The organism is Armatimonadota bacterium, assembly GCA_016789105.1.
Lineage (GTDB): Bacteria > Armatimonadota > Fimbriimonadia > Fimbriimonadales > Fimbriimonadaceae > UphvI-Ar2.
The window spans coordinates 158455-178805 of sequence record JAEURN010000010.1; the positions used below are offsets into that span (position 1 = coordinate 158455).

The 20351-nt window shown below is 59.8% G+C and carries 17 protein-coding genes and 1 tRNA gene; 13 read left to right on the forward strand and 5 right to left on the reverse strand.

Features of this window, described 5'->3' with window-relative positions; genetic code table 11:
- Positions 1-35: 35 nt before the first annotated feature.
- Genes JNM28_12440 through hutH form a run of 3 tightly spaced genes read left to right on the forward strand, consistent with a single transcriptional unit; the run spans position 36 to position 4206 of the window.
- Positions 36-1001: a hypothetical protein gene (locus JNM28_12440; GenBank protein ID MBL8069250.1), complete on the forward strand. Its 966-nt coding sequence runs from the start codon at positions 36-38 to the stop codon at positions 999-1001.
- On the forward strand, positions 998-2689 hold the full coding sequence (hutU, locus tag JNM28_12445) for a urocanate hydratase (GenBank protein MBL8069251.1): 1692 nt from the start codon (positions 998-1000) through the stop codon (positions 2687-2689). Before JNM28_12440 ends, hutU begins: the two co-directional genes overlap by 4 nt.
- Positions 2686-4206, forward strand: coding sequence for a histidine ammonia-lyase (gene hutH / locus JNM28_12450; protein MBL8069252.1), 1521 nt, complete (start codon positions 2686-2688; stop codon positions 4204-4206). Before hutU ends, hutH begins: the two co-directional genes overlap by 4 nt.
- 7 nt (positions 4207-4213) lie before the next feature.
- Here hutH and JNM28_12455 read toward each other — a convergent pair whose 3' ends face one another.
- A complete protein-coding gene (locus JNM28_12455; protein ID MBL8069253.1) occupies positions 4214-5119 on the reverse strand; it encodes a PEP-CTERM sorting domain-containing protein in 906 nt (301 codons plus the stop codon).
- 35 nt (positions 5120-5154) lie between these two features.
- Here JNM28_12455 and hutG point away from each other — a divergent pair, with 35 nt between their 5' ends.
- Positions 5155-6087 (forward strand): formimidoylglutamase, encoded by a 933-nt coding sequence (gene hutG, locus JNM28_12460; GenBank protein MBL8069254.1) that lies wholly within the window; start codon positions 5155-5157, stop codon positions 6085-6087.
- Positions 6084-7337, forward strand: a complete 1254-nt coding sequence (locus tag JNM28_12465) for an imidazolonepropionase (protein MBL8069255.1) — start codon at positions 6084-6086, stop codon at positions 7335-7337. Before hutG ends, JNM28_12465 begins: the two co-directional genes overlap by 4 nt.
- Here the strand turns inward: JNM28_12465 and JNM28_12470 are convergent.
- The 3 genes from JNM28_12470 to JNM28_12480 are packed head-to-tail and all read right to left on the reverse strand — an operon-like array spanning position 7277 to position 10475.
- A complete protein-coding gene (locus JNM28_12470; GenBank protein ID MBL8069256.1) occupies positions 7277-8536 on the reverse strand; it encodes an exo-alpha-sialidase in 1260 nt (419 codons plus the stop codon). The genes JNM28_12465 and JNM28_12470 overlap by 61 nt on opposite strands.
- Before the next feature lie 6 nt (positions 8537-8542).
- Complete coding sequence (locus JNM28_12475) at positions 8543-9544, reverse strand: Gfo/Idh/MocA family oxidoreductase (GenBank protein MBL8069257.1); 1002 nt, start codon at positions 9542-9544, stop codon at positions 8543-8545.
- A gap of 4 nt (positions 9545-9548) precedes the next feature.
- A complete protein-coding gene (locus JNM28_12480) occupies positions 9549-10475 on the reverse strand; it encodes a DMT family transporter (protein MBL8069258.1) in 927 nt (308 codons plus the stop codon).
- 99 nt (positions 10476-10574) lie between these two features.
- Between JNM28_12480 and JNM28_12485 the strand changes: the two genes are divergently transcribed.
- The 4 genes from JNM28_12485 to JNM28_12500 all read left to right on the forward strand — a co-directional run bounded on the left by JNM28_12485 (position 10575) and on the right by JNM28_12500 (position 12382).
- Complete coding sequence (locus JNM28_12485; protein ID MBL8069259.1) at positions 10575-11300, forward strand: hypothetical protein; 726 nt, start codon at positions 10575-10577, stop codon at positions 11298-11300.
- A 29-nt stretch (positions 11301-11329) separates the two neighbouring features.
- Positions 11330-11692 carry a sulfite exporter TauE/SafE family protein gene (locus JNM28_12490; protein MBL8069260.1) on the forward strand — a complete coding sequence of 121 codons (363 nt, stop codon included), beginning with the start codon at positions 11330-11332 and terminating at the stop codon, positions 11690-11692.
- 34 nt (positions 11693-11726) lie between these two features.
- Positions 11727-12272 (forward strand): redoxin family protein, encoded by a 546-nt coding sequence (locus JNM28_12495; GenBank protein ID MBL8069261.1) that lies wholly within the window; start codon positions 11727-11729, stop codon positions 12270-12272.
- Between the two features lie 34 nt (positions 12273-12306).
- Positions 12307-12382, forward strand: a tRNA-Val gene (locus JNM28_12500).
- An 83-nt stretch (positions 12383-12465) separates the two neighbouring features.
- On the opposite strand, the gene JNM28_12505 is transcribed toward JNM28_12500, so the two are convergent.
- Positions 12466-14973, reverse strand: a complete 2508-nt coding sequence (locus JNM28_12505) for an ATP-dependent Clp protease ATP-binding subunit (GenBank protein ID MBL8069262.1) — start codon at positions 14971-14973, stop codon at positions 12466-12468.
- A 340-nt stretch (positions 14974-15313) separates the two neighbouring features.
- On the opposite strand from JNM28_12505, the gene JNM28_12510 reads away from it, so the two are divergent.
- From JNM28_12510 to JNM28_12525, 4 genes are all read left to right on the forward strand, one after another.
- Positions 15314-16717, forward strand: coding sequence for a hypothetical protein (locus JNM28_12510; GenBank protein MBL8069263.1), 1404 nt, complete (start codon positions 15314-15316; stop codon positions 16715-16717).
- 99 nt (positions 16718-16816) lie between these two features.
- Positions 16817-18235, forward strand: coding sequence for an MCE family protein (locus JNM28_12515; GenBank protein ID MBL8069264.1), 1419 nt, complete (start codon positions 16817-16819; stop codon positions 18233-18235).
- A 24-nt stretch (positions 18236-18259) separates the two neighbouring features.
- Positions 18260-18829 (forward strand): 50S ribosomal protein L9, encoded by a 570-nt coding sequence (locus JNM28_12520; GenBank protein ID MBL8069265.1) that lies wholly within the window; start codon positions 18260-18262, stop codon positions 18827-18829.
- A 142-nt stretch (positions 18830-18971) separates the two neighbouring features.
- Positions 18972-20315: a GGDEF domain-containing protein gene (locus JNM28_12525; protein MBL8069266.1), complete on the forward strand. Its 1344-nt coding sequence runs from the start codon at positions 18972-18974 to the stop codon at positions 20313-20315.
- Positions 20316-20351 lie beyond the last annotated feature (36 nt).

Consider the following 20351-nt stretch of genomic DNA (forward strand, 5'->3'; position numbering starts at 1 on the left):
ACGAGCTTGGAATTTTCAAGGGGTAACGTGCAGGTGTGGGCGAGCTGAGCCGACGGGAGCGACTTGTCGCCGCCGCGTTTTACGGGGCAACCGCCCTCGCGACAATCGGCTGGTGGGCACTTTTGCTTCTGGTTCCCGCATCCCGCGAGTGGTTTTTCGGCCGCCGGTTTGCCGGCACTTTACCGATCGCGTTCCTCCTGCCAGATTTGGTTTCGGCGCCGCTCTTGGCGATATGGTTGGTGCCGACCGTGCTCAAAAGCTCGCCGTGGGCCAGGCTTGGCGCGGCCCTGCATGCCGGGGGCCAGGGCTATGCGTTCTTGATTGCGGTTAGCCTGGCCGCCCAAGACCCGACGGCCTATCCTGGGGTTGTCTGCATGATGTTTTCAAGCGGGGCAGCCCTTGCGTTTGCCATGAGGTTGAACCAAGCGCCGGTTTTGTGGGGGCCGTTCCGTTTTGCCCCGGCCCCACCCCGCGACGGGCGGGGCCATTGGGTCGAAGCCTTGAAGCAAACCGCGGCGATGTGGCTGGTGTTCCTCCTGCTCATCCCGGCGGGAATGGCGGCCGCAGAAGCTGCCCTGGGATGGAACTCCCAGTGGTGGAGCCACCCCATGCGCATGGCGATTGCGGTGCCGGTGTTCGTGGCTTGCGGATCCGTCGGGCTATGGTCGGGTTGGGTGATGACCCATCTTGGCGGCGGCACTCCCTTGCCGAGCGACCATCCCGCTCAGCTTGTGGTTGCGGGGCCATACCGGCTGATCCGCAATCCGATGGCCTTGGCGGGTATAGCCCAAGGGGTTGCGGTCGGCGTTGGAATCGGATCCCCCCTTGTGGCCTGTTATGCACTCACCGGTGCGGTTGCCTGGGAAGTTCTGACCCGGCCTCTGGAGGAGGCGCATTTGGAAAAGGTCTTCGGGGCCCCCTATGCGGCGTACCGTCAGGCGGTGCGGTGTTGGATCCCGAGCCCCCCTTACCGCCAATCCCAAGATAAACTGGGGCCATGAGCTCCACCCTTGGCCCGCAAGCCAAGCCGCGTCCAGTGCGCGCACCCCGGGGAACGGCCCTGAATTGCAAGAATTGGCAGATCGAAGCCGCCTACCGGATGATCCAAAACAACCTGGATCCCGAGGTCGCCGAGCGGCCGGAGGATCTGGTGGTCTACGGCGGGATCGGCAAAGCCGCGCGGAATTGGGAGTGTTTCGAGGCGATTCTGCGCACCCTTGAACGCCTAGAGCCCGACGAGACCTTGCTCATCCAATCGGGCAAACCGGTGGCCGTGTTCAAAACCCACCTTGGCGCACCGCGCGTTTTGATTGCCAATTCCAACCTTGTCCCCAAGTGGGCATCGTGGGAACACTTCCACGAACTCGACCGCAAAGGCCTGATGATGTATGGGCAGATGACGGCGGGGTCTTGGATCTACATTGGGTCGCAAGGGATTGTGCAGGGCACCCACGAGACATTCAACGAGTTGGGCCGCCAACATTATGGTGGCGATTGGTCAGGCCGGTTCATCCTGACGGCCGGCCTGGGAGGGATGGGCGGGGCCCAACCGCTGGCGGCCGTTTTGGCTGGCGCGCACTGCATTGCCATCGAATGCCAAGAATCCCGGATCGACTTCCGGTTGAAAACGCGATATGTGGACTGGAAGGCCACTTCAGTTCAAGAAGCCTTGGATCTGGTATCCGCCGCAACAGAACCCATCAGTATCGGGCTACTGGGCAACGCGGCCGAGCTCTTGCCAGAATTCCTGCGTATCGCCCAAGCGGGCGGCCCAAAACCGGGCGCGGTGACCGATCAGACTTCCGCCCATGATTTGCTGAACGGCTATTTGCCTGCTGGGTGGAGTGTCGCCGATTGGGAGCAGGCGCGTTCCGGCTCCGACGCAGAACAAATGCGCTTGCAACGGGCCGCCGCCGGTTCGTGCGCGGTGCATGTCCAGGCGATGTTGGGGTTCCACCGCATGGGCGTTCCAACAATCGACTATGGCAACAACATCCGGCAAGTCGCGCTCGACGAAGGCGTGGCGGACGCCTTTGATTTCCCTGGGTTCGTCCCGGCCTGCATCCGCCCGATGTTCTGCCAAGGCAAGGGGCCATTCCGCTGGGTGGCGCTTTCCGGCGACCCGGAGGACATCTACAAAACGGACGCCAAAGTGAAAGAGCTGTTCCCGTCGGACTTGGCCCTGCACCGGTGGCTGGATCAAGCCCGGGAGCGGATCGCCTTCCAGGGTTTGCCGGCGCGGATCTGTTGGCTTGGGCTGGGCGACCGCCACCGGGCTGGCTTGGCATTCAACGAAATGGTGCGGAATGGCGAGCTTTCGGCACCCATCGTCATCGGCCGCGACCACCTGGACACGGGATCGGTTGCCAGCCCCAACCGGGAGACCGAAGCCATGCTGGACGGGAGCGACGCGGTGAGCGATTGGCCTCTTTTGAACGCCATGTCGGCGGTCTCCGGCGGGGCGACGTGGGTGAGCTTCCACCACGGCGGCGGGGTCGGCATGGGCTATTCGCAACATTCGGGGGTGGTGATTGTCGCGGATGGCTCGGCAGAAGCGGAGGAGAAGCTGGCGCGGGTGCTGTTCAATGACCCGGCAATCGGGGTGGTGCGCCATGCGGATGCGGGTTACAAGTTGGCTCAGTCGGTGGCGCGGGAACAGGGGCTGGATATGCCGATGGGGACGATGTGATTGAGATCCAACCCGGCCGTTTGACCCTTGCCCAGCTCTGCGAGTTGGGCGGAAACCCCACTCCCATCTCCCTGCCCGAGTCTTCATGGGCGAAAGTGGAAGCCGGTGCGGAAACCGTTGCGAAAATCGTCGCCAAAGGCGAGCCCGCCTATGGCATCAACACGGGGTTTGGCAAGCTCGCCAAAGTCCATATCCCCGATAGCCAGCTTGCGCAACTCCAAACCAACCTGGTCCGGTCGCATGCGGTGGGCGTCGGCGAAATCCTAGATGAGCCCACAACCCGGCTGATTTCCATGCTCAAAATCGCTAGCCTGGCCCAGGGGTATTCGGGAGTCCAAAGAGGAACCTTGGAAAAAGCGGTCGCCATCCACAATGCTGGGATCTTGCCGTGCATCCCCAGTCAAGGTTCGGTCGGGGCATCTGGCGACCTCGCTCCGTTGGCCCATTACACCTTGGCCTTGATGGGCGAAGGGGAATGCGTGTATCAAGGAGAGCGCAAACCCGCGGCGGTCGCATTGGATAAGGCGGGAATATCGCCGCTAGAACTCCATGCCAAAGAGGGCCTGGCATTTTTGAACGGCACCCAAGTCAGCACCGCGATCGCGTTGAGGGGCCTTGCCCAGGTTGCGCAAGTTTTTGGCGCGGCAATCCTCTCCGGTGCCCTTAGTGTGGATGCCGCCAAAGGTTCCGACACTCCGTTTGATGAGCGGATCCATGCCGTCCGTGGCCACTCGGAGCAGTCAGAAGTCGCCGGGTATTACCGCGAACTGTTAGAGGGTTCCGAAATCCGGGCGAGCCACTTGGAGCATGACGACCGCGTGCAAGACCCCTACTCGCTGAGGTGCCAACCTCAAGTGATGGGGGCGGTGTTGCAACAAATCCGGTTCCAAGCCAGGGTGCTGACCGCAGAAGCCAATGGCGTGACAGACAACCCTCTGGTGTTCCCGGAATCTGGTGACGTTCTGAGCGGTGGGAACTTCCACGCCGAGCCCGTTGCCCTCGCCGCCGACGGCCTTGCCATCGCCTGCGCGGAAATCGGGGCTCTCAGCGAACGCCGGATCGCCCTTTTGATCGATTCCACGTTGAGCGGTTTGCCGCCATTTTTGACGCCAAATCCCGGGCTCAACAGCGGGTTCATGATCGCCCACGTGACCGCCGCGGCTTTGGCCAGCGAAAACAAAACCCTGGCCCACCCGGCCAGCGTGGATTCGTTGCCGACCAGCGCGAACCAAGAAGACCACGTGAGCATGGCGACCTTTGCCGCCCGGAAACTGAACCAAGTTGTGGCCAACGTGCGGCATATTGTCGCAATCGAGCTGCTCGCCGCGGCCCAAGGCATCGACTTCCACCGGCCGCTCAAATCGAGCTTGCCGCTTGAGAAACTTCATCACCTGATCCGGCAAATGGTTCCCCACTACGGCGAAGACCGCTACTTCGCGCCCGATATTTTGGAAGTTGAACGCCTTATCTCGCGAGGGGCCCTCACGGGAGGAACCCCTTTGGAGTCAGTGGTTTAGGCGCTGATTACCGCTTTTTCCGGCGCAAAATGGCGGGAATAGCCAAAGCCAGCAATCCAAGGCTTGCCGGTTCGGGAACCGACGTATTGCGGAACATGACCGAAACGTCGCCCGTGGCGGTGTCTTGAGCAATGGAGCTGAGATCCGTCGCCGCATAAATCCGATAGGATCCGGCAGTTGCGTTTCCGGTTCTCAGGATGCCGTTGAAGGTCACTCCGTTCTGGATTGCCGCCCAGCTCGTACCGTTCCATTTTTGCAATTCAACTCTGGCGTGGGTTCCCGCACCATTTGAATGCACGGCATAAGAGCCGAGGAACTCATACGAAAAGTCATTGGCTACGGTGAATTCTAGGATCAGTTCGTTCCCCGGATTCCTGCTCTGCCCCCCTGCGCCAACACCTGGGGCACCTGAGTAGCTTGCCATGTAGGAAGAATGGAGGGCGGCATCAATCTGGTCAAATTGCCCCAAAGTGCCGTTCAGGGTGTAGTTATGGTTGAGGTCGATTCCTACTGCGGCCTGCCACGGCGCGTTGAGATACGTGCCGCTAACCGAATCGTTATAGACCATCGATTTGGTTGAGGCGGCTTCCAGATCGGTATACGTTTGGAAGTCTTCAGCATGGATGGTGAAGTCACCGCCGTGCCCGTAATCGGTGAAGTAGCTAAATGTCGAGCTACGAGCGGTCAAAGTTTGCGCAAAGGCCGACGCGCTTGCACAAACAAGCACGGCAATTGCCATGTGACGGACGTTTGTCATTTCTCCCTTCCTTAGGTCTTCAAGACCGCGCTTGATGTCAAGACAGTCTGGCAAAGACCAGCATTCCCTAAACACTATATCAGGATTTACCAGTTTTTTCTTGACATGATTGCCCGCCTCAGCACAGGATTCTTCAACCGCTTCATTACCGGGCATATCCTGCGGGCCAGTTGGCGGTAGTGTGGAATGAAATGCTCGTCGAACCGACCAAACAGTCTTGGATGGGTCGCCACGACCCACTGGATGGCCAAGCCGGCAACCGTTGGCACCATGGGGTGCAAATGGGGCCGAGCCAAGAACCCGGGGCGATCAACATCCTGGGATTCGCCTGCGACGAGGGGGTTTTCCGCAACCAAGGCCGGATTGGGGCAAAACAGGGGCCCCAACACCTGAGGGCCGCGCTCGCCAATTTGGCGATCCACCAACCGCTACATCTCCGCGACCTCGGCGACGTGGCTTGCCACGACAAGAATCTGGAGACCGCCCAGGGCGAATATGCCGGATTGGCGATGGCCGCCATGCGGAAAGGGCAGTTTGTTGCCGGCCTCGGCGGGGGGCACGAGATCGGTTTTGCCAGTTTTGCCGCGTTCAACCAGGCTTGCCCGCAAGGCACGTTGGGAATCCTGAATTTCGACGCCCACTTCGACCTGCGTCGCGACAACCAGCGCACCAGCGGGACTTGGGCCCTCGACGCGTTCGAGCTTGCCGGCCCCCGGCTCAAGTACTGCGTTTTCGGGGTTGCCAGCGCCGCCAATACTTCGGCCCTGTTCCACACGGCCCAGCGACATGGGGCGCATTTCCGGCTGGACGAAAGGCTCACGCTGCTCCACTTGGAAGAGGCCCGAAAAGATTTGGAATCTTGGCTGGATCAGGTGGATCACGTGTATCTCACGGTTTGCCTGGACGTGTTCCCTGCCGGTTACGCACCCGGGGTCAGTGCCCCTGCGGCCTTAGGCATAGCCCCCGAAGTCGTGGAGGCTTTGGTGAAAGTCGCGATCCGCTCGCGCAAAGTCGCGCTGATGGATGTGGCCGAACTCAACCCGCTACACGATGTGGATTCCCGCACCGCCCGGCTCGGGGCTCGGCTGGTGTATCAGGCGGTCAACACTTTGGTGGGCCAATGACCGCCGACCTCCTGATCCGCCATGTGAACCTCGCCACGATGACCGGCGAGGGGTTAGGGGTAATTGAGAACGCCGCCCTGACGGTCACGGACGGGCGGATTTCGTGGATTGGGCCAGAATCGGCCGGAATTCAAGCGGAAACCGAGTTCGACGGGCAAGGCGGATGGCTTCTGCCTGGGTTTGTGGAATGCCACACCCACCTCGTTTATGCCGGGTGCCGCGCCCACGAATATTCGGCCCGGTTGGAAGGCCAGAGCTACCAGGAAATCTGCAATGCGGGCGGCGGAATCCTTTCGACCGTGCGGGCGTCCCGCGCGACAAGCGAGCAGGGACTTCTGGAAACGGCCAGGCAGCGGGCGCAAGATTTCGTGGCCCAAGGGGTGACGACGCTCGACATCAAGTCCGGCTACGGCCTGGATTTGGAGAACGAGTTGAAAATGCTCCGAGTGGCCCGCCAAGTCGGTGAAACCGTTAGTGTCAGAGTCAAAACCGGTCTGCTGGCCGCCCACACCCTGCCCCCAGAATTCGATGATAAAGAGGCCTATGTCGACTTTGTGATCGGTGAAATCCTGCCCAAAGTTGCCCGCCAGGGGCTGGCCGACTATGTCGATTGCTTCACGGAGTCAGTCGGATTCACTCCGGATCAGACCCGCCGCCTGTTCACGGCGGCCCAAGCGCTCGGCCTTCCCGTCCGACTCCATGCCGACCAGCTCAGCAACCTCGGGGGGGCCGGGCTTGCAGCCGAATTCGGTGCTTTGTCCGCCGACCATGTCGAATACACGTCAGAGGAATCTATTCAGGCGATGGCGAAGAGCGGCACGGTCGCCGTGTTGTTGCCAACCGCCTACTTTTTCTTGCGAGAAACCCAGGCGCCGCCCATCGGCCTATTCCGAAAAATGGGGGTTCCGATGGCCGTGAGCACAGACTGCAATCCAGGCACCAGCCCATCTACCAATTTGCTGTTGGCGATGAACATGGCCTCAACTCTGTTTGGCCTGACGACAACCGAATCTCTGAGGGGAGCCACCGTCAATGCCGCCCATGCGCTGGGCTTACAGAATGACATTGGCACCCTCGAGGTCGGGAAAGCGGCCGACTTGGCCCTCTGGCGGGTGGAGCACCCAGGGCAGTTGGTGGCCCGGATCCAATCCCCGCCGCTGGTGCAATCGTGGATCGCCGGAAAGCCGGTTCACTTTTCCAATTCGGCCAATGTCAGCGGGGCGACCCAAACCGATGTTTTCCCATCCTGAACTCCGGTCCAAATCGGGACGATGCGCCCGTCGTAGGCCGAGATATTGTTGTAGTCGCCGAAGAACCCCTTGGGGCTCATATCGATCACAGACCGGTTGACCCGCCGCTCTTTGAACGTTTGGCCGCCATCGGTGGACCAGGCCACGGTGACGTTGGTGTCGTTCCCTGTGCACCCCCGCCGGTCGTAGTACACGGCATAAAGGTTGCCGTTCGCTTGGTCAACGGCCAGCCAGGGGAAGAATTGCTGGCTGCCGGCCGAGTCTTTATTGACCCGCAGCGGCTTGGACCACGTTTTCCCGCCGTCGGTGCTCCGGATGAGGAATATGTCGCTATCGGCTTCGGCCGTCTCTTCCGAGTACATCACGTAGAGGTTCCCCGAGTGTTTGCCGGCCGATTGGTCCACCTGCAAAATCGGCATCCCATTACACCGGCCGATTCCGCTGACCATAATGTCCCAACCGCCCTTTTGGCTGGCGATGACTTGGTCTCGGGCCCGCCATGTCTTGCCGTCATCGGTGGATTGGTCCAGGAAGATTTTGCCGTCAAAGGCCCAAACCACTGAGATCGTTCCATCCGGCGAAATCGCGGGAACCGCCCCTTCTGGAGTGTTGTCGCTGTCCAAGCAGTCGCCGCTAAATTCGTTGATCTGCACCGGGGTGGTCCAGGTTGCCCCCTGATCTTTTGACCGGCTGAAGAGAATGTTGGATCTTTTGTCCGGGCTTTTGTCGGCGTATTTGTCGAACTGCGTCCAGGCGACGGCAATTTCTGGCTTTGAAGGGTGAGTTGCCGGCCAGGCTTTGTCTTGGTTCTTGGGGGCATTGGGGCCGATTGCGGTGGGGTTGCCCAAGGCGGTCCCCCGGAAAGGCATCCGCTGGCAAACAATGCATTCCAGCCACCGGTCGGCCGGGCCGGGGTTGGCCAGGTGCAGGTAATAGAAGTTCCCGAGCGAATCGCTCACAATGGCTGGGTCGCCATAGACGCCCCACGGAGACTTGAGTTTGCTTTGCACCCAAGTCTTTCCGCCGTCGGTGGAAACCGCCGCCTTGTCAATGATGCAACCGGCGACGACGACATTCGGGTTTTTGCGGCTGACCGCCACGCTGGGTTCACACGGGCTGAACCCTCCTTCGTTAGGGAAAACCTCGACATTCAAGAACGGGACCGTTTGGGCCAACAGGAGGCTGAGTGGGACGATCATGTGGGATTAAATACTGGCGGCTTGGGCCAAAAGTTCGCGAGGATCGACGGGCCGGTTTTCGGCGGCGCTAAGGATGGCGGCTTCGGCAACGGCGACGGCGGCCATGCCCTCCTGCCCGGTGACCGGCATGGGGGAACCGGTGCGGACGGCCGAGAGGACTGCCGACAAGTGACGGAAATAGGGGTCGTCAGCACTATCCATGTTTGCGGCGGCGACAGACCCAGAATCAGTGTGAACCCTGAGGCTCGGGGCTAGGCGGGAGTCGAATTCGACAATGCCTGCCGATCCGGAAACTTCAAGGGTAGCCCGGAAGCCGCTGGGATCCATCCACGTTGTCTCGCAGTGGCAGACCACTCCCGATTCGGTGGTGAGTGTGACCAAGGCGTAGTCGCCTTCGAATTTGGTGCCGCCGACGGGGTTGAATCGGACGCTTTTGGCATAGACTTGGGCGATCGGGCCAAAAGTCCAAAGGATCCAATCGTAGTCATGGATGGCCAAATCCAAAATGACTCCGCCGCTATGGGCCGGGTCGCGGAACCACCCCTCGCTACCGAGAGGGGCCCTGCCTCCCCGGCGCATCCGGCACAAGGCCGGCGACCCCACCGCCCCATCCAAAACAAGGTTGTGGATCCGGTTGTGCTCGGGGAAAAACCGGACTACGTGGCCGATCCCGAGCTGGATTCCCTTCCCCTCAGCCGCGGTGATCAATTGCCGGCATTCTGACAGGCGGCGGGCCATCGGTTTTTCGACAAGCGTGGGTTTTCCGGCATCGATGCTTTGGAGGGCGTATTCGACATGGAGATGCGTGGGCAGGCAGATGTCGACCAGCTCGGTTTGATCGAGGAGGTCTTGGTACGTTGCTGCTCTCTTTGCCCCGTGGTGCTTTGAAAACGCCCCGAGTTTGTCGGCATCCCGGTCAAACGCGACGAGTTCCACTCCGGGCATATTGGCGTAGTGCCGGGCGTGGACATTGCCCATGCCGCCCGTGCCGAGGATTCCGACCTTCATGGCCCTATGCTATCTCATCGGCCGGGGCGGCCGCACGGGTGGATTCCTTTGTTGCCGGTTTGTGGTTGGCCAGGGCAACCCCGGCCAAGAGGATGGCGACCCCAACGGCTTGGGGGAGGTTAACGGGAATCCCCTGGAAGGCCCAAGCGGAAAACGTGGCCACAACCGGTACGAAATACGCCGTCATGGAAGCCTTGGCCGGGCCGGCTTCCCGAACCCCCACATAGTAGGCGGTGAATGCGCCTGCTCCGGCGACAAACACCAGGTACGCCAAGCCAGCCCACCCTACCCATGTGACCCGGGAATAGTCGAATGTCACCGTGTCCATGACCGCATAAGGCAAAAGGATGAGGGCGGCGCCAGGATAGGTCGCTAAATACACGCCCACCGCGGGACGGTCTTGGAGCAGGGGCTTCATCATGACGACGCTGATCGCCCAGATGAGGGCTGAACCCAGGGTGAACGCCAAACCGAGGGGCGTCCAATGCCGCTCCCCAGACCCCATGAGGATGACGGTGGCCACTCCGAGGTAAGCGACCGCCCCCCCGACGTAAAGTTCCCACCGGCCCCGATCCCTGCCCTTCAAGACCGAGAAGATGCTGACCCAAATGGGAGCCGTGGCCAGGCAGACCGCCCCTTGGGCTGCGCCTACCCGGGCCATCCCTTCCAAGAAGAACACCATGTAAAGGCCAGTGCTCATGAACCCGGCAAAGAGGAAGGGCACCCATTCTTCCCGTTTGGGCCGGTAAGTTAGCCGCATCGCTGCGGCATAACTCCATAGGGCAAGACCCATGAACATATAGCGGAGGAGCATCATGACGTTGACCGGCAGATCGACCAACGAATATTTGATGACCACGAAGTTGCACCCCCAGGCGAATACGACAAAAACCAGGGCGGGGTGCGGGAGCCGCTCGGGCCATCGAGGCATCTCCTGCCGAGTCTATCGGAGTGCGGGCTGGGCCTTGGGACTAGGACGGTCTTGGCAATTGCCCGACCCTATCGCACACTATGGCGTCTAACGGCTTAAATGGCAGTCATCTCGCAGGAACAGATCACCCGCGTGGGCCGGGCATTTTTGCAAGGCCAGCTGTGGATGGAAGGTCAACAGATATCGCATCCTGAATCTGTGGATGTTGCGTTGGCCGCCGAAAGCTACCGGTATTTTTGGCGCCCCCGGCAGGTGGGAACCCTGCTACTGATCCCGCGGGACGTGGCGACCTTGCCTTCGGAATTGGGCTGCAAAGTCAAATCCGGTTGGGTAAAAGTCGATGGAAGCCAATCGCCCAACGGGTTTGTCCGATCAGCTTATTGCCTCGGTTTCGGCGAACCGGAAATCGTCCCAGGCCTCCCGACGGCCGCCACGGAAAGGAATCCCGCGTTTTGGCACACGTTGGCCGAGTTGGTCCAACGCCCCTATTCGGCGTCGTTGGATCTGATCCCAAGGCTCGAATCCAAAGTCAAAATCCTCCATGAACTCCACCGCCTGGGGATCTGGATCGGCCACCCCAGCTTCCACGCTGGGCAATGTAACCGGCCTTTGCTGGATCTGTGGTGGAAAGGTTCGGGCCAAACCTCCTATGAGGAATTGGGCCGACCGTTGATTGTTGCTTACGGCCGGGGGCTTTATGATGACCTCACTGCCTGCGACATCCCTGTCGCCGATTACCTTTACCACCCGCAGGGGTTGCACACCGACGAGCATGTGGCCCACCAGCGGCGAATTGTCGAACGCGTGCTCAAATTTTCTGTCTGACCCAATCCCGCCGGTAATCTGGACCCCTTATGGGAACGGTGCTGATTGGTTTGGTGACGGGGATCGTCGCCGGCGTATTGAGCGGCTTGTTTGGGATTGGCGGCGGCATTGTGATTGTGCCAGCCCTGATCGTCGCGCTCGGGTTCACGCAACACAAAGCCCAGGGCACATCGCTTGCCGCCCTATTGCTACCCGTCGGGGCTTTGGGCGCGTACCGGTACTACCAAGACAAAAACGTTGACATCAATGCCGCGGCTGGAATCGCGGTCGGCCTGTTTGCCGGAGCTTTGATCGGTGCCAATGTGGCCAGTTCGCTCGACCCGACGACGATGAGGCGGGTCTTTTCGCTGTTTTTGCTCGGGATCGCGGCGTACCTTTGGCTCAAGAAGTAAACACCGGGCCCTGCGTAGCGTCAGAATCACCGTGATGCTGGCTGCCGTCTTGAGTGCGATTGCCGTTGCGGCCCCGCCGGAAATCAATTTGGTAGACGGTCGGGTGATCCAACTGTCTGGCCGGCCGGCTACCGTTGTGGTGTTCATCTCTCACGATTGCCCCATTGCCAACGATTCGCAGCCCGCGCTGGAGCGGGCGTATCAACGGTTCAAGTCGAAGGCGGTTGCTTTTGTCGGCGTTTACATTGACCCCCGCCTCACGGCCCGAGGAGCGGCGGCCCACAAAAAGGAATACGGCTTTTCGTATGACCAATCGGTGGACACGCGCCACGCCCTGGTCGGATATCTGAAGGCAACCGTGACTCCGGAAGCGTTTGTCCTTGACCGTTCCGGCAAGGTCTGCTATCGCGGGAGAATCAACGACATGTACAACGACCTGGGTTCGAGGAAGGCCAAAGTGACGACCAACGACCTGGAAGACGCCATCGCGGCGGTGGTTGCCGGCAAGGCCCCGAAAACCGCCCGGACGAAGGCCCACGGTTGCGTGATCCCTGAGCTTAAAGACTTTGCAGGACTCTGACCTTGTGATCCCCCCGGGTACATTGCCTTTGTCCGGGCGCTTAGCTCAGTTGGTAGAGCGTCTCGCTTACACCGAGAATGTCGGGGGTTCGAGTCCCTCAGCGCCCACCAAGCCCCCGGTTCAACTTCAGATTTGGATTGGGAGAAAAGAGATTTGGGCCGCCGGTTGATTCCGGCGGCCCAAACTCGTTTTTTTAGTTGCTGACGAGTTCCTGTGGCTCGTCTACCGGCGGCGGAGCGTCGGACTTTTTGAAGATCACGTTACCATCGGCATCGACATCCGCCAGGATATGGTCGCCAGACACAAACGTGTTCATCAGCAGCTGTTCGCTGAGTGGGTCTTCGATGTACCGTTGCACGGCTCGGCGGAGCGGGCGAGCACCAAGGTTGGGGTCGTACCCCTTTTCGACGAGCAGATTTTTGACCGCTTCACTGAGGTCGACCGAGATTCCAAGATCCTTGGCGGATTTGTTGACCCGCTGCAGGTAAATGTCGGCGATCTGCAGGATTTCGTCCTTTTGCAGGTGCTGGAAGACGATAACCTCGTCAACGCGGTTGAGGAACTCGGGGCGGAACGATTTTTTCATCTCGTCCAGCATCTTGTTCTTCATCATCTCGTAGGTTCGCGGGTCGGTGATATCCATTTTGGAATCGCGGAACCCGAGCCCCTTTTCCAGCTCGATCGGCCGGACGCCGACGTTGCTGGTCATGATGATGATGGTGTTGCGGAAATCCACGTGGCGACCTTGGGAATCCGTCAGGTGCCCATCTTCCATGACCTGGAGGAGGATATTGAAGACTTCTGGGTGGGCCTTTTCGATTTCGTCGAGGAGGACGACGCAATAGGGGTTGCGGCGCACCTGCTCGGTGAGTTGGCCTCCTTCATCGTAACCGACATAGCCCGGAGGGGCCCCGACGAGCCGGCTGACGGCGAACCGTTCCATGTACTCGGACATGTCGATCCGGACGATCGAACTGTCCTTTTCATAGAGGTATTCGGCCAGAGTTTTGGCAAGTTCCGTTTTGCCGACCCCGGTCGGCCCGAGGAAGATGAAGCTCGCGATGGGGCGCTTGGGATCCTTGAGCCCGCTCCGGCTACGTCGGATGGCCCGGGCGACCGCGCTGACGGCTTCGTTTTGGCCGGTGATGCGTTTGTGCAAGTCCTCTTCCATTCTGAGGAGCTTTTGCGATTCGGCCTCGACCAGTCGGGTGACGGGGATCCCTGTCCAACTTTGGACAATTCCGGCAATTTCGGTCTCACCGACGACGGCATCGGGCTTTTCTTCGGCCCGCCAGGCTTCTTCACGTTCAACGATGGACGCGTTCAGGATGTCGTATTCCTTGTCCATGGCCTCGACTTCGTCCGGCTCTCCGTGCCTGCGCAGGTGTTCCAGGTCGGCGCGGATTTTGGCAAGCTTTTGCTTGTCGTTGCGAACATCGCTGGGCGGCAGGCTTTGTTGGAGCCGAACGCGGCTGGCAGCTTCGTCAATCAGGTCGATGGCCTTGTCGGGCAGGGTGCGGTCGGTGATGTACCGCATCGAAAGTTGGACGGCGCTGGTGAGGGCGTCGTCTGTGATTTCGACGTTGTGGTGCGCCTCATACCGTTCGCGGAGCCCCCTCAGGATTTCGACGGCTTCCTCTTCGTTGGGTTCGCGAACCTTGACGGACTGGAACCGCCGTTCCAGCGCCGCATCTTTTTCAATGTATTTGCGGAATTCGTCTTGGGTTGTTGCCCCGATGCATTGGAGTTCGCCGCGGGCAAGCGCGGGCTTCATGATGTTCGAAGCGTCGATGGCGCCTTCTGCGGCGCCGGCTCCAACGAGGGTGTGGAGTTCATCGACGAAAAGGATGACCTGGCCCTCGGCCTTGCGGACTTCCTCCATCACTTTTTTCATGCGCTCTTCGAACTCGCCGCGGTATTTGGTTCCGGCGACAAGCCCGGCCATATCCAGGGCGACCAAGCGCTTGCCAAGCAGCAGGTCTGGGATGTCCCCGCTGACGATGCGGAGGGCGAGGCCTTCGGCAATCGCGGTTTTCCCAACTCCCGGGTCGCCGATGAGAACCGGGTTGTTCTTGGTCTTCCGGGCGAGGATCTGCATCACCCGCTCGATTTCGGCCTGGCGGCCGACCACGGGGTCGAGTTTGCCTTCCCTGGCCAATTCGGTTAGGTCACGGCCAAATTCGTCGAGGGTCGGGCTTTTCGCCGCATTGCCGTTTTGGTTTTGCGAGTTGGCCTTGCTCGATTTTTCGCTGGCTGGGCTTTGCACTTCGTTGTCTTGAAGTGCCATCACTTCCCGTCGTGCGCGGTCGAGTTCGACTCCGAGCCGGGCGAGGACGCGTCCGGCCAATCCGTCGCCTTCGCGGATCAGGCCGAGCAACAGGTGTTCGGTCCCGATGTAGTTGTTGTTGAGGTTCCGGGCTTCGTCATAGGCCAAGTCAATGACGCGTTTGGCCCTTGGCGTGAGCGTCATATCCTGGCTGGGCCTGGATTCCCCCCGCGGGAGTTGCTTTTCGACTTCTGAACGGATTTTTCCGAGGCCGACCCCGAGCTTTTCCAAAACACGGGCGGCTACGCTGTCGCTCTCCCGCACCAATCCGAGCAACAGGTGTTCGGTGGAGACGTACCCCTCACCAAATTTCTGTGCTTCTTCTTGGGCGAAGAAAACCACTTTTCTTGCGCGTTCTGTGAACCGTTGCCACATGTTCTGTTTCTTTGCTCCTTAGCCGGGGTTTTCGCCCCGCTGTCACATCCTTAGACGACTTGCGGCATGGGGTTGTGCCCCCAGACCTATTCCCGGGGCTTCCCCCGCCTTTGGTTGGATTGTCGGTCGCCACACCCGCTTTGGATAGCCGGATACCCGCAAGGATACCGGGCCGGGAAATGCCGTCCCCGGCTAACGCGTTACGAATCCCAGCAATATTACGGGGAATGCAATGACTGGAAAAATCCCGTGTAGCAGATTTGCCGGGAACCATTTACAATGGAGGTGAGTCGAACGCTCGTCAGGGGCGCAGACCCCAAACCACCTTGTGACAACTGCCATGCGTAAATTCCTCCCCATTTTGGCCGCCCTGCTGGCATTGCCCGGCTTGGCATCGGCCGTCCCCGGAGAAATCCGAGGCGAATTAAAGGCCTTTGGCTGGGTCAAGCGCCCAGACGGCACCCGGATCAGTCTCGACGGGATGAAGTTCCCCTTCGTCGCCAAGCCTATCAAGACGGTGCAACTGTCTGACCGGAGCACGAACCCGAATTCTGCTGGCGAGGCCCTGCGCCAACGCCTGCTGGGCCCGCTTGGCAACCCGGGTGGCAACGGGGTCAACCGTTCCGGGGGCAAATCTGGCGGGCCGGATGCCCTGCAAACGGTCTACATGGCCAATGCCGGCGCCGGATACGGGGTCATTGAAGCCAATCCCAGTTCTCTCGACGATGTGACGATGACCAGCGCCGGGCTGGGCAAGGTTTGGCAACAGTTGACGTTCGGTTTCCAATACAGCACGGGTGGATTCACACCTTTCATCTGCCGGTGGCGATGCTTTGGATCGAATGTAGAGAACCCGACGCCCCAAAACGACTTCGCCGACGAGTTTGCGGATTTCGGGGTCAAGTGGGATGTGACGATTCCGGCCGGGTCGGCTTTCGTCGTGACCATTGATATCCACCAGGCCGTCGTGATTAGCAACGACACAACCATGTTCATTGCCGAGCAGTTCCGCGAGCCCCACTTGGTCGGCTTCCCCCCCCACGAAGATGGGGAAGGCGAGTTCCGGACCGGCAACGTCGATGTGGTCTTTAATGCCGGCGGAGAGCCCTCGGTCGGGCTCAGCGACAACACGTTTTTCTACGACTGGGATCCGCTTGACGGCAAATATGAGAACACCGAGATCGACCAGGTTGACACCGGCAAGTCGGATCTTGTTCTGGGTATCGAAATCAATACGAGCGGAACCCTTAATGACCTGACCGCGCTCAATCTGACCAAAGAAGCCGGCCGACAACCGATCGGGAACCTCCTTTCGGTCCTGAACGCCAACGACAACAACGTTTACGACATCCTGCCGGATTACACCGGGGGCCGCACCTCCCCTGTGGGCTCGATCATCGTCGACTTCCTCCAGCCGTTCCCCACCTACACGGGCATCCGCGCCATTGGCCGCGTCGGTTCCGATGTGTCGGGTGTGGACTTTGCGGTCGACCTGTGGGATTTTGTCGACAATAAGTGGATCCAACTGACGACGGGACCCTTGCCCCAAGGCTATCTGAGCTTCTCGGAAGGATACGGCGGAACGGTTGCCATGAGCCACTTCACCGGCATCATCAACTTCCCGCTGTTTGGCCCCAACCCGGGCATGCGGGCCCGGGTTCGTTACAAGAACACGTCAGATACCCTGCCCCGCAACTGGCACATGCTGACCGACCAAATCAAGCTCAGCGTCTTCACCGGCTGACCTGGCGAAAGATTGGTGCCGATGGCCCGCGGACATCATCCGCGGGCCATTCTTGTTGTCGGGGCATCGTTTGGGCAGGGGCGGCAGTAATATAGGGTAATGCAAGCGGCGTGGAAGGTCGGAGCCTTTGTTTTGGTGTTTGTCGGGCTCTTTGCCGGCATCCTCGCGGTTTTAAATGCGAGCCTGTTCGCCAAACCCAAGGACACTTATTACGCCCGGTTCGCCGATGCGGGAGGCCTGAATTCAGGCGCCGACGTGCTGCTGGCCGGGGTTTCCATCGGGCGGGTGGAATCGGTGGAACTCGCGGAAGACGGGGCGGCGTTGGCGACCTTGAGCATCGAACAGGGCCGGAAACTCCCCAAGAATCTGGTTGCCGTTTTGCCCACGAGTTTCATCGCCATCGGTGACCGCCAAGTGCTGCTCAAGCCGCTTGGAACCGGCACAGGGTTCTATGCCGCCGACAATATGGACTCCCCCATTCCGGGCCAGCTGCAAGGGCCGCTCGACGACATCCTCCCCGACACCGGCCAAACGATGGAGGAGTTGAACAAGACCATGGTCGCCTTCCGCGAGTTGCTCCAGGACAAAGAGCTGAAAGACGGTCTAGTCGGCGTAATGAAATCCGGTCAGGACACGGCCGGGAAGTTCGGCAAACTTGCCGAACACTTGGATGGCACGCTAACCCGCAACGACAAGCGGATAGACACCCTGTTGGCTTCGATGGTGGACACCGTCAAAAACGTGGAATCGGTGACCGCCGAACTGAATTCGTTTGCCAAAAGTGGAAAGCTGCAATCCCAAACCGAGCAGTTGCTGGCCACGATGAACGAGGCGGCGACAGAGGGCAAAGCGTTGGTTTCCGACCTGCGTGCCTACACCGCCGATCCTGATATCCAAGGCAACCTCAAATCCACCTTGGAAAACTTCAACAAGATGTCTGAATCTGGCGTGACCATTGCAGCCAACACCGAAGAAATTACCAAGAACGGCATCGGGATCAGCGAGCAGACCAAAGAGCTCATGACCAAGGCCAACAAACTGGCCGACGAAGTCGAAAAGCTCATTGAGGACGTGAAAGGGGCCGTCAAAAAGTTTGAAGGTTCCGGCGGTGCGTCCAGCCTAATCCCCAAAATCGATGTGGAGACCGGTTTGACCTACAATTCTGAGGGCTCGCGGCTGCGGGCAGATGTCAACCTCCAGATCCCGGCCGGGAAGGACAAGCTCAACCTTGGCCTTTACGATGCGTTTGAATCGAACAAACTGAACATCTTCTTTCAAAAGCCGCTTGACCAACGGACGGACCTTCGGTACGGGGTCTATGCGTCCAAGCCCGGCATCGGGGTATCTTATGCGCTTGCGCCGAACACGTGGTTCCAATCGGAACTGTTCGGCCTAAACGATCCGCAGCTGGACATCCGTCTCAAGCGCCGGTTCAACGAATCGATTTTCGGTTGGGTTGGCATCGACAAGGTGTTCGGGAAAAACAGCCTAGCGGTCGGGGTCGGCACCAAACGCTGAACCGCACACGAACGAGGTTTTCCGATGAAAGTCATTTTGAAGCAGGCAGTGCCCAAGTTGGGCAAAGAAGGCCAGGTCGTCACGGTTAAAGACGGCTACGCCCGCAATTTTTTGTTCCCGAACAGCATGGCCGTTGTCGCCGATAAGAAGCAACTCGGCGCGCTGGAGCGGCAACACGCTAAAGCCGCAGCCCAGCTTGAATCGACCAAGACCGATGCCGAGGCCATGGCCGCCCGGATGAACGGCAAATTGGTCAAGATCGAAACAAAATCCGGCCCCGATGGCCGGTTGTTCGGCGCTGTCACCAGCCAAGACATCGTCGATGCCGTCAAGAGCCAACTCAACGAAACCGTAGACCGGAAAGCCGTTCTCCTGCTCCGGCCGATCAAGCGACTCGGCACTTACGATATCGAGCTCAACGTCCACCGCAATGTGGATATTGAGTTTAAACTCAACGTCTTCGACCCGGAATTCATGGAAACCGAAGAGCACCTTCCGGAGTTTGAAGAAGCCATGGCAGAAGCCGAAATCGCCGCCACTCCAGAAGCCTCGGCTGATGAGAGCGGAGACGCTGCCGCCGACCAAGCCGAATAGCGGCCAAACCACCTGATTCCCCCGACAAAGTTGCCGGGGGAATTTTTGTTATTTTTGGGTCCTTCCCTGCTTCAATTCCCCCGGGATTGAACCGAGAATCCCTGTTAAGGATTCGGCAAGATCGGTCCGCATTTGCCAGCACATGTCTGATGTTCACCCGCTCTTCTATTGCCTAGCCGCCGTTGCGGCGGTGGGATTTGCCGGGTTGATTGTTTGGTCTTGGCGGTTCAAACACGCAATAACTTCTCTGGTGGCCGTGCTGGTTCTGCTGTCTGCGATCATTGGTTCAGGGGCATACTTCGGCAGGGAAATCGTCCGCCGGGAGACCCGGCAACTCCGTGATTCCGAGATGTTGGCAGCCCGCATCTTGGGCATCTCGATCCAAGCCAAGGGGCATTCACTCATCCGGCTGGATGGATCGACAGACTCTGCGAAAGCCGAATTGCAAAACTGGCTTGACCAGCTTCTCCGGCAAAACCACCAGGTGTCTTCGATCCAAACGGTGCGAAAAACCCCGTCCGGGGTTCCGCAGACCATCATCCGCGCTGGCAGCGCAGAAGACTCGGACTTGGCCGCAGGATCGGCGAACAACCTGGCTTTTGGCTGGCAGGGGACGAGTGGATTTGCCCCCAACGCCACCAGTTCCGGAAAGGCGCTCGCCGCCATCCCGATCAAAAACCCCAGGGGGGAGATCGAAGCGCTGGTGCTCGTGGCATTCAATGGGCCTTCCGGAACAGCGGCGGGTTCGCAAAGTCAAACCGGGATCCTGGTTTTAACGAGTGCGCTCGCCTTCATCGTACTGACCGGTGCGGCGGCCGCGTTCCGGATGTCGGACAGTCTGGCCCAAGCCCGGGTGGCCCGGATTGAATTGGCCGCCCAAGGAGAGCGGATCCGAGAGCAGATGGACATCATCGCCGAAAAAAACCAAGCGATGGCGGCCAGCCACGACGCATTGGCATCGGCCAACGCCAAGCTGCAATCCCTGGCCACACTGGACGGGCTCACCGGGGTGATGAACCACCGGTCCCTGATGGAATTCTTGACCACCAACATGAAGCGGAGCTCGGTGATCGGCTCACCAAGCAGCGTGATCTTGATGGACGTCGATAACTTCAAATCGTTGAACGACCAATACGGCCACATCGCCGGAGATGAGGCCCTGCGGACGATTGCCAGCGTGCTCAAGCAGTCTTGCCCCAAAGGGGCCGGGGTCGGGCGTTACGGCGGTGAGGAGTTCATGATGGTTCTGCCCGGGGCATCGGAGACCTCTGCCATTGCCGTCGCCGAAGAACTCCGCCGACGCGTCCAAATGGCAAAGACGACATCGCGAGCCGTCACGGTGAGCGTCGGGGTTTCCACGGTCTACTCCATGTCGAAATCGGAGCAAGCCTTGATCGACGAGGCCGACAAAGCGCTTTACCAAGCTAAACGGACGGGCAAAAACCGCGTGATCCACTTTGGCCACGGGCTCTTGGAATCAGCTTGAGGGCCCGGGGCGGCGGATTCCCCAAAAATACTCGGA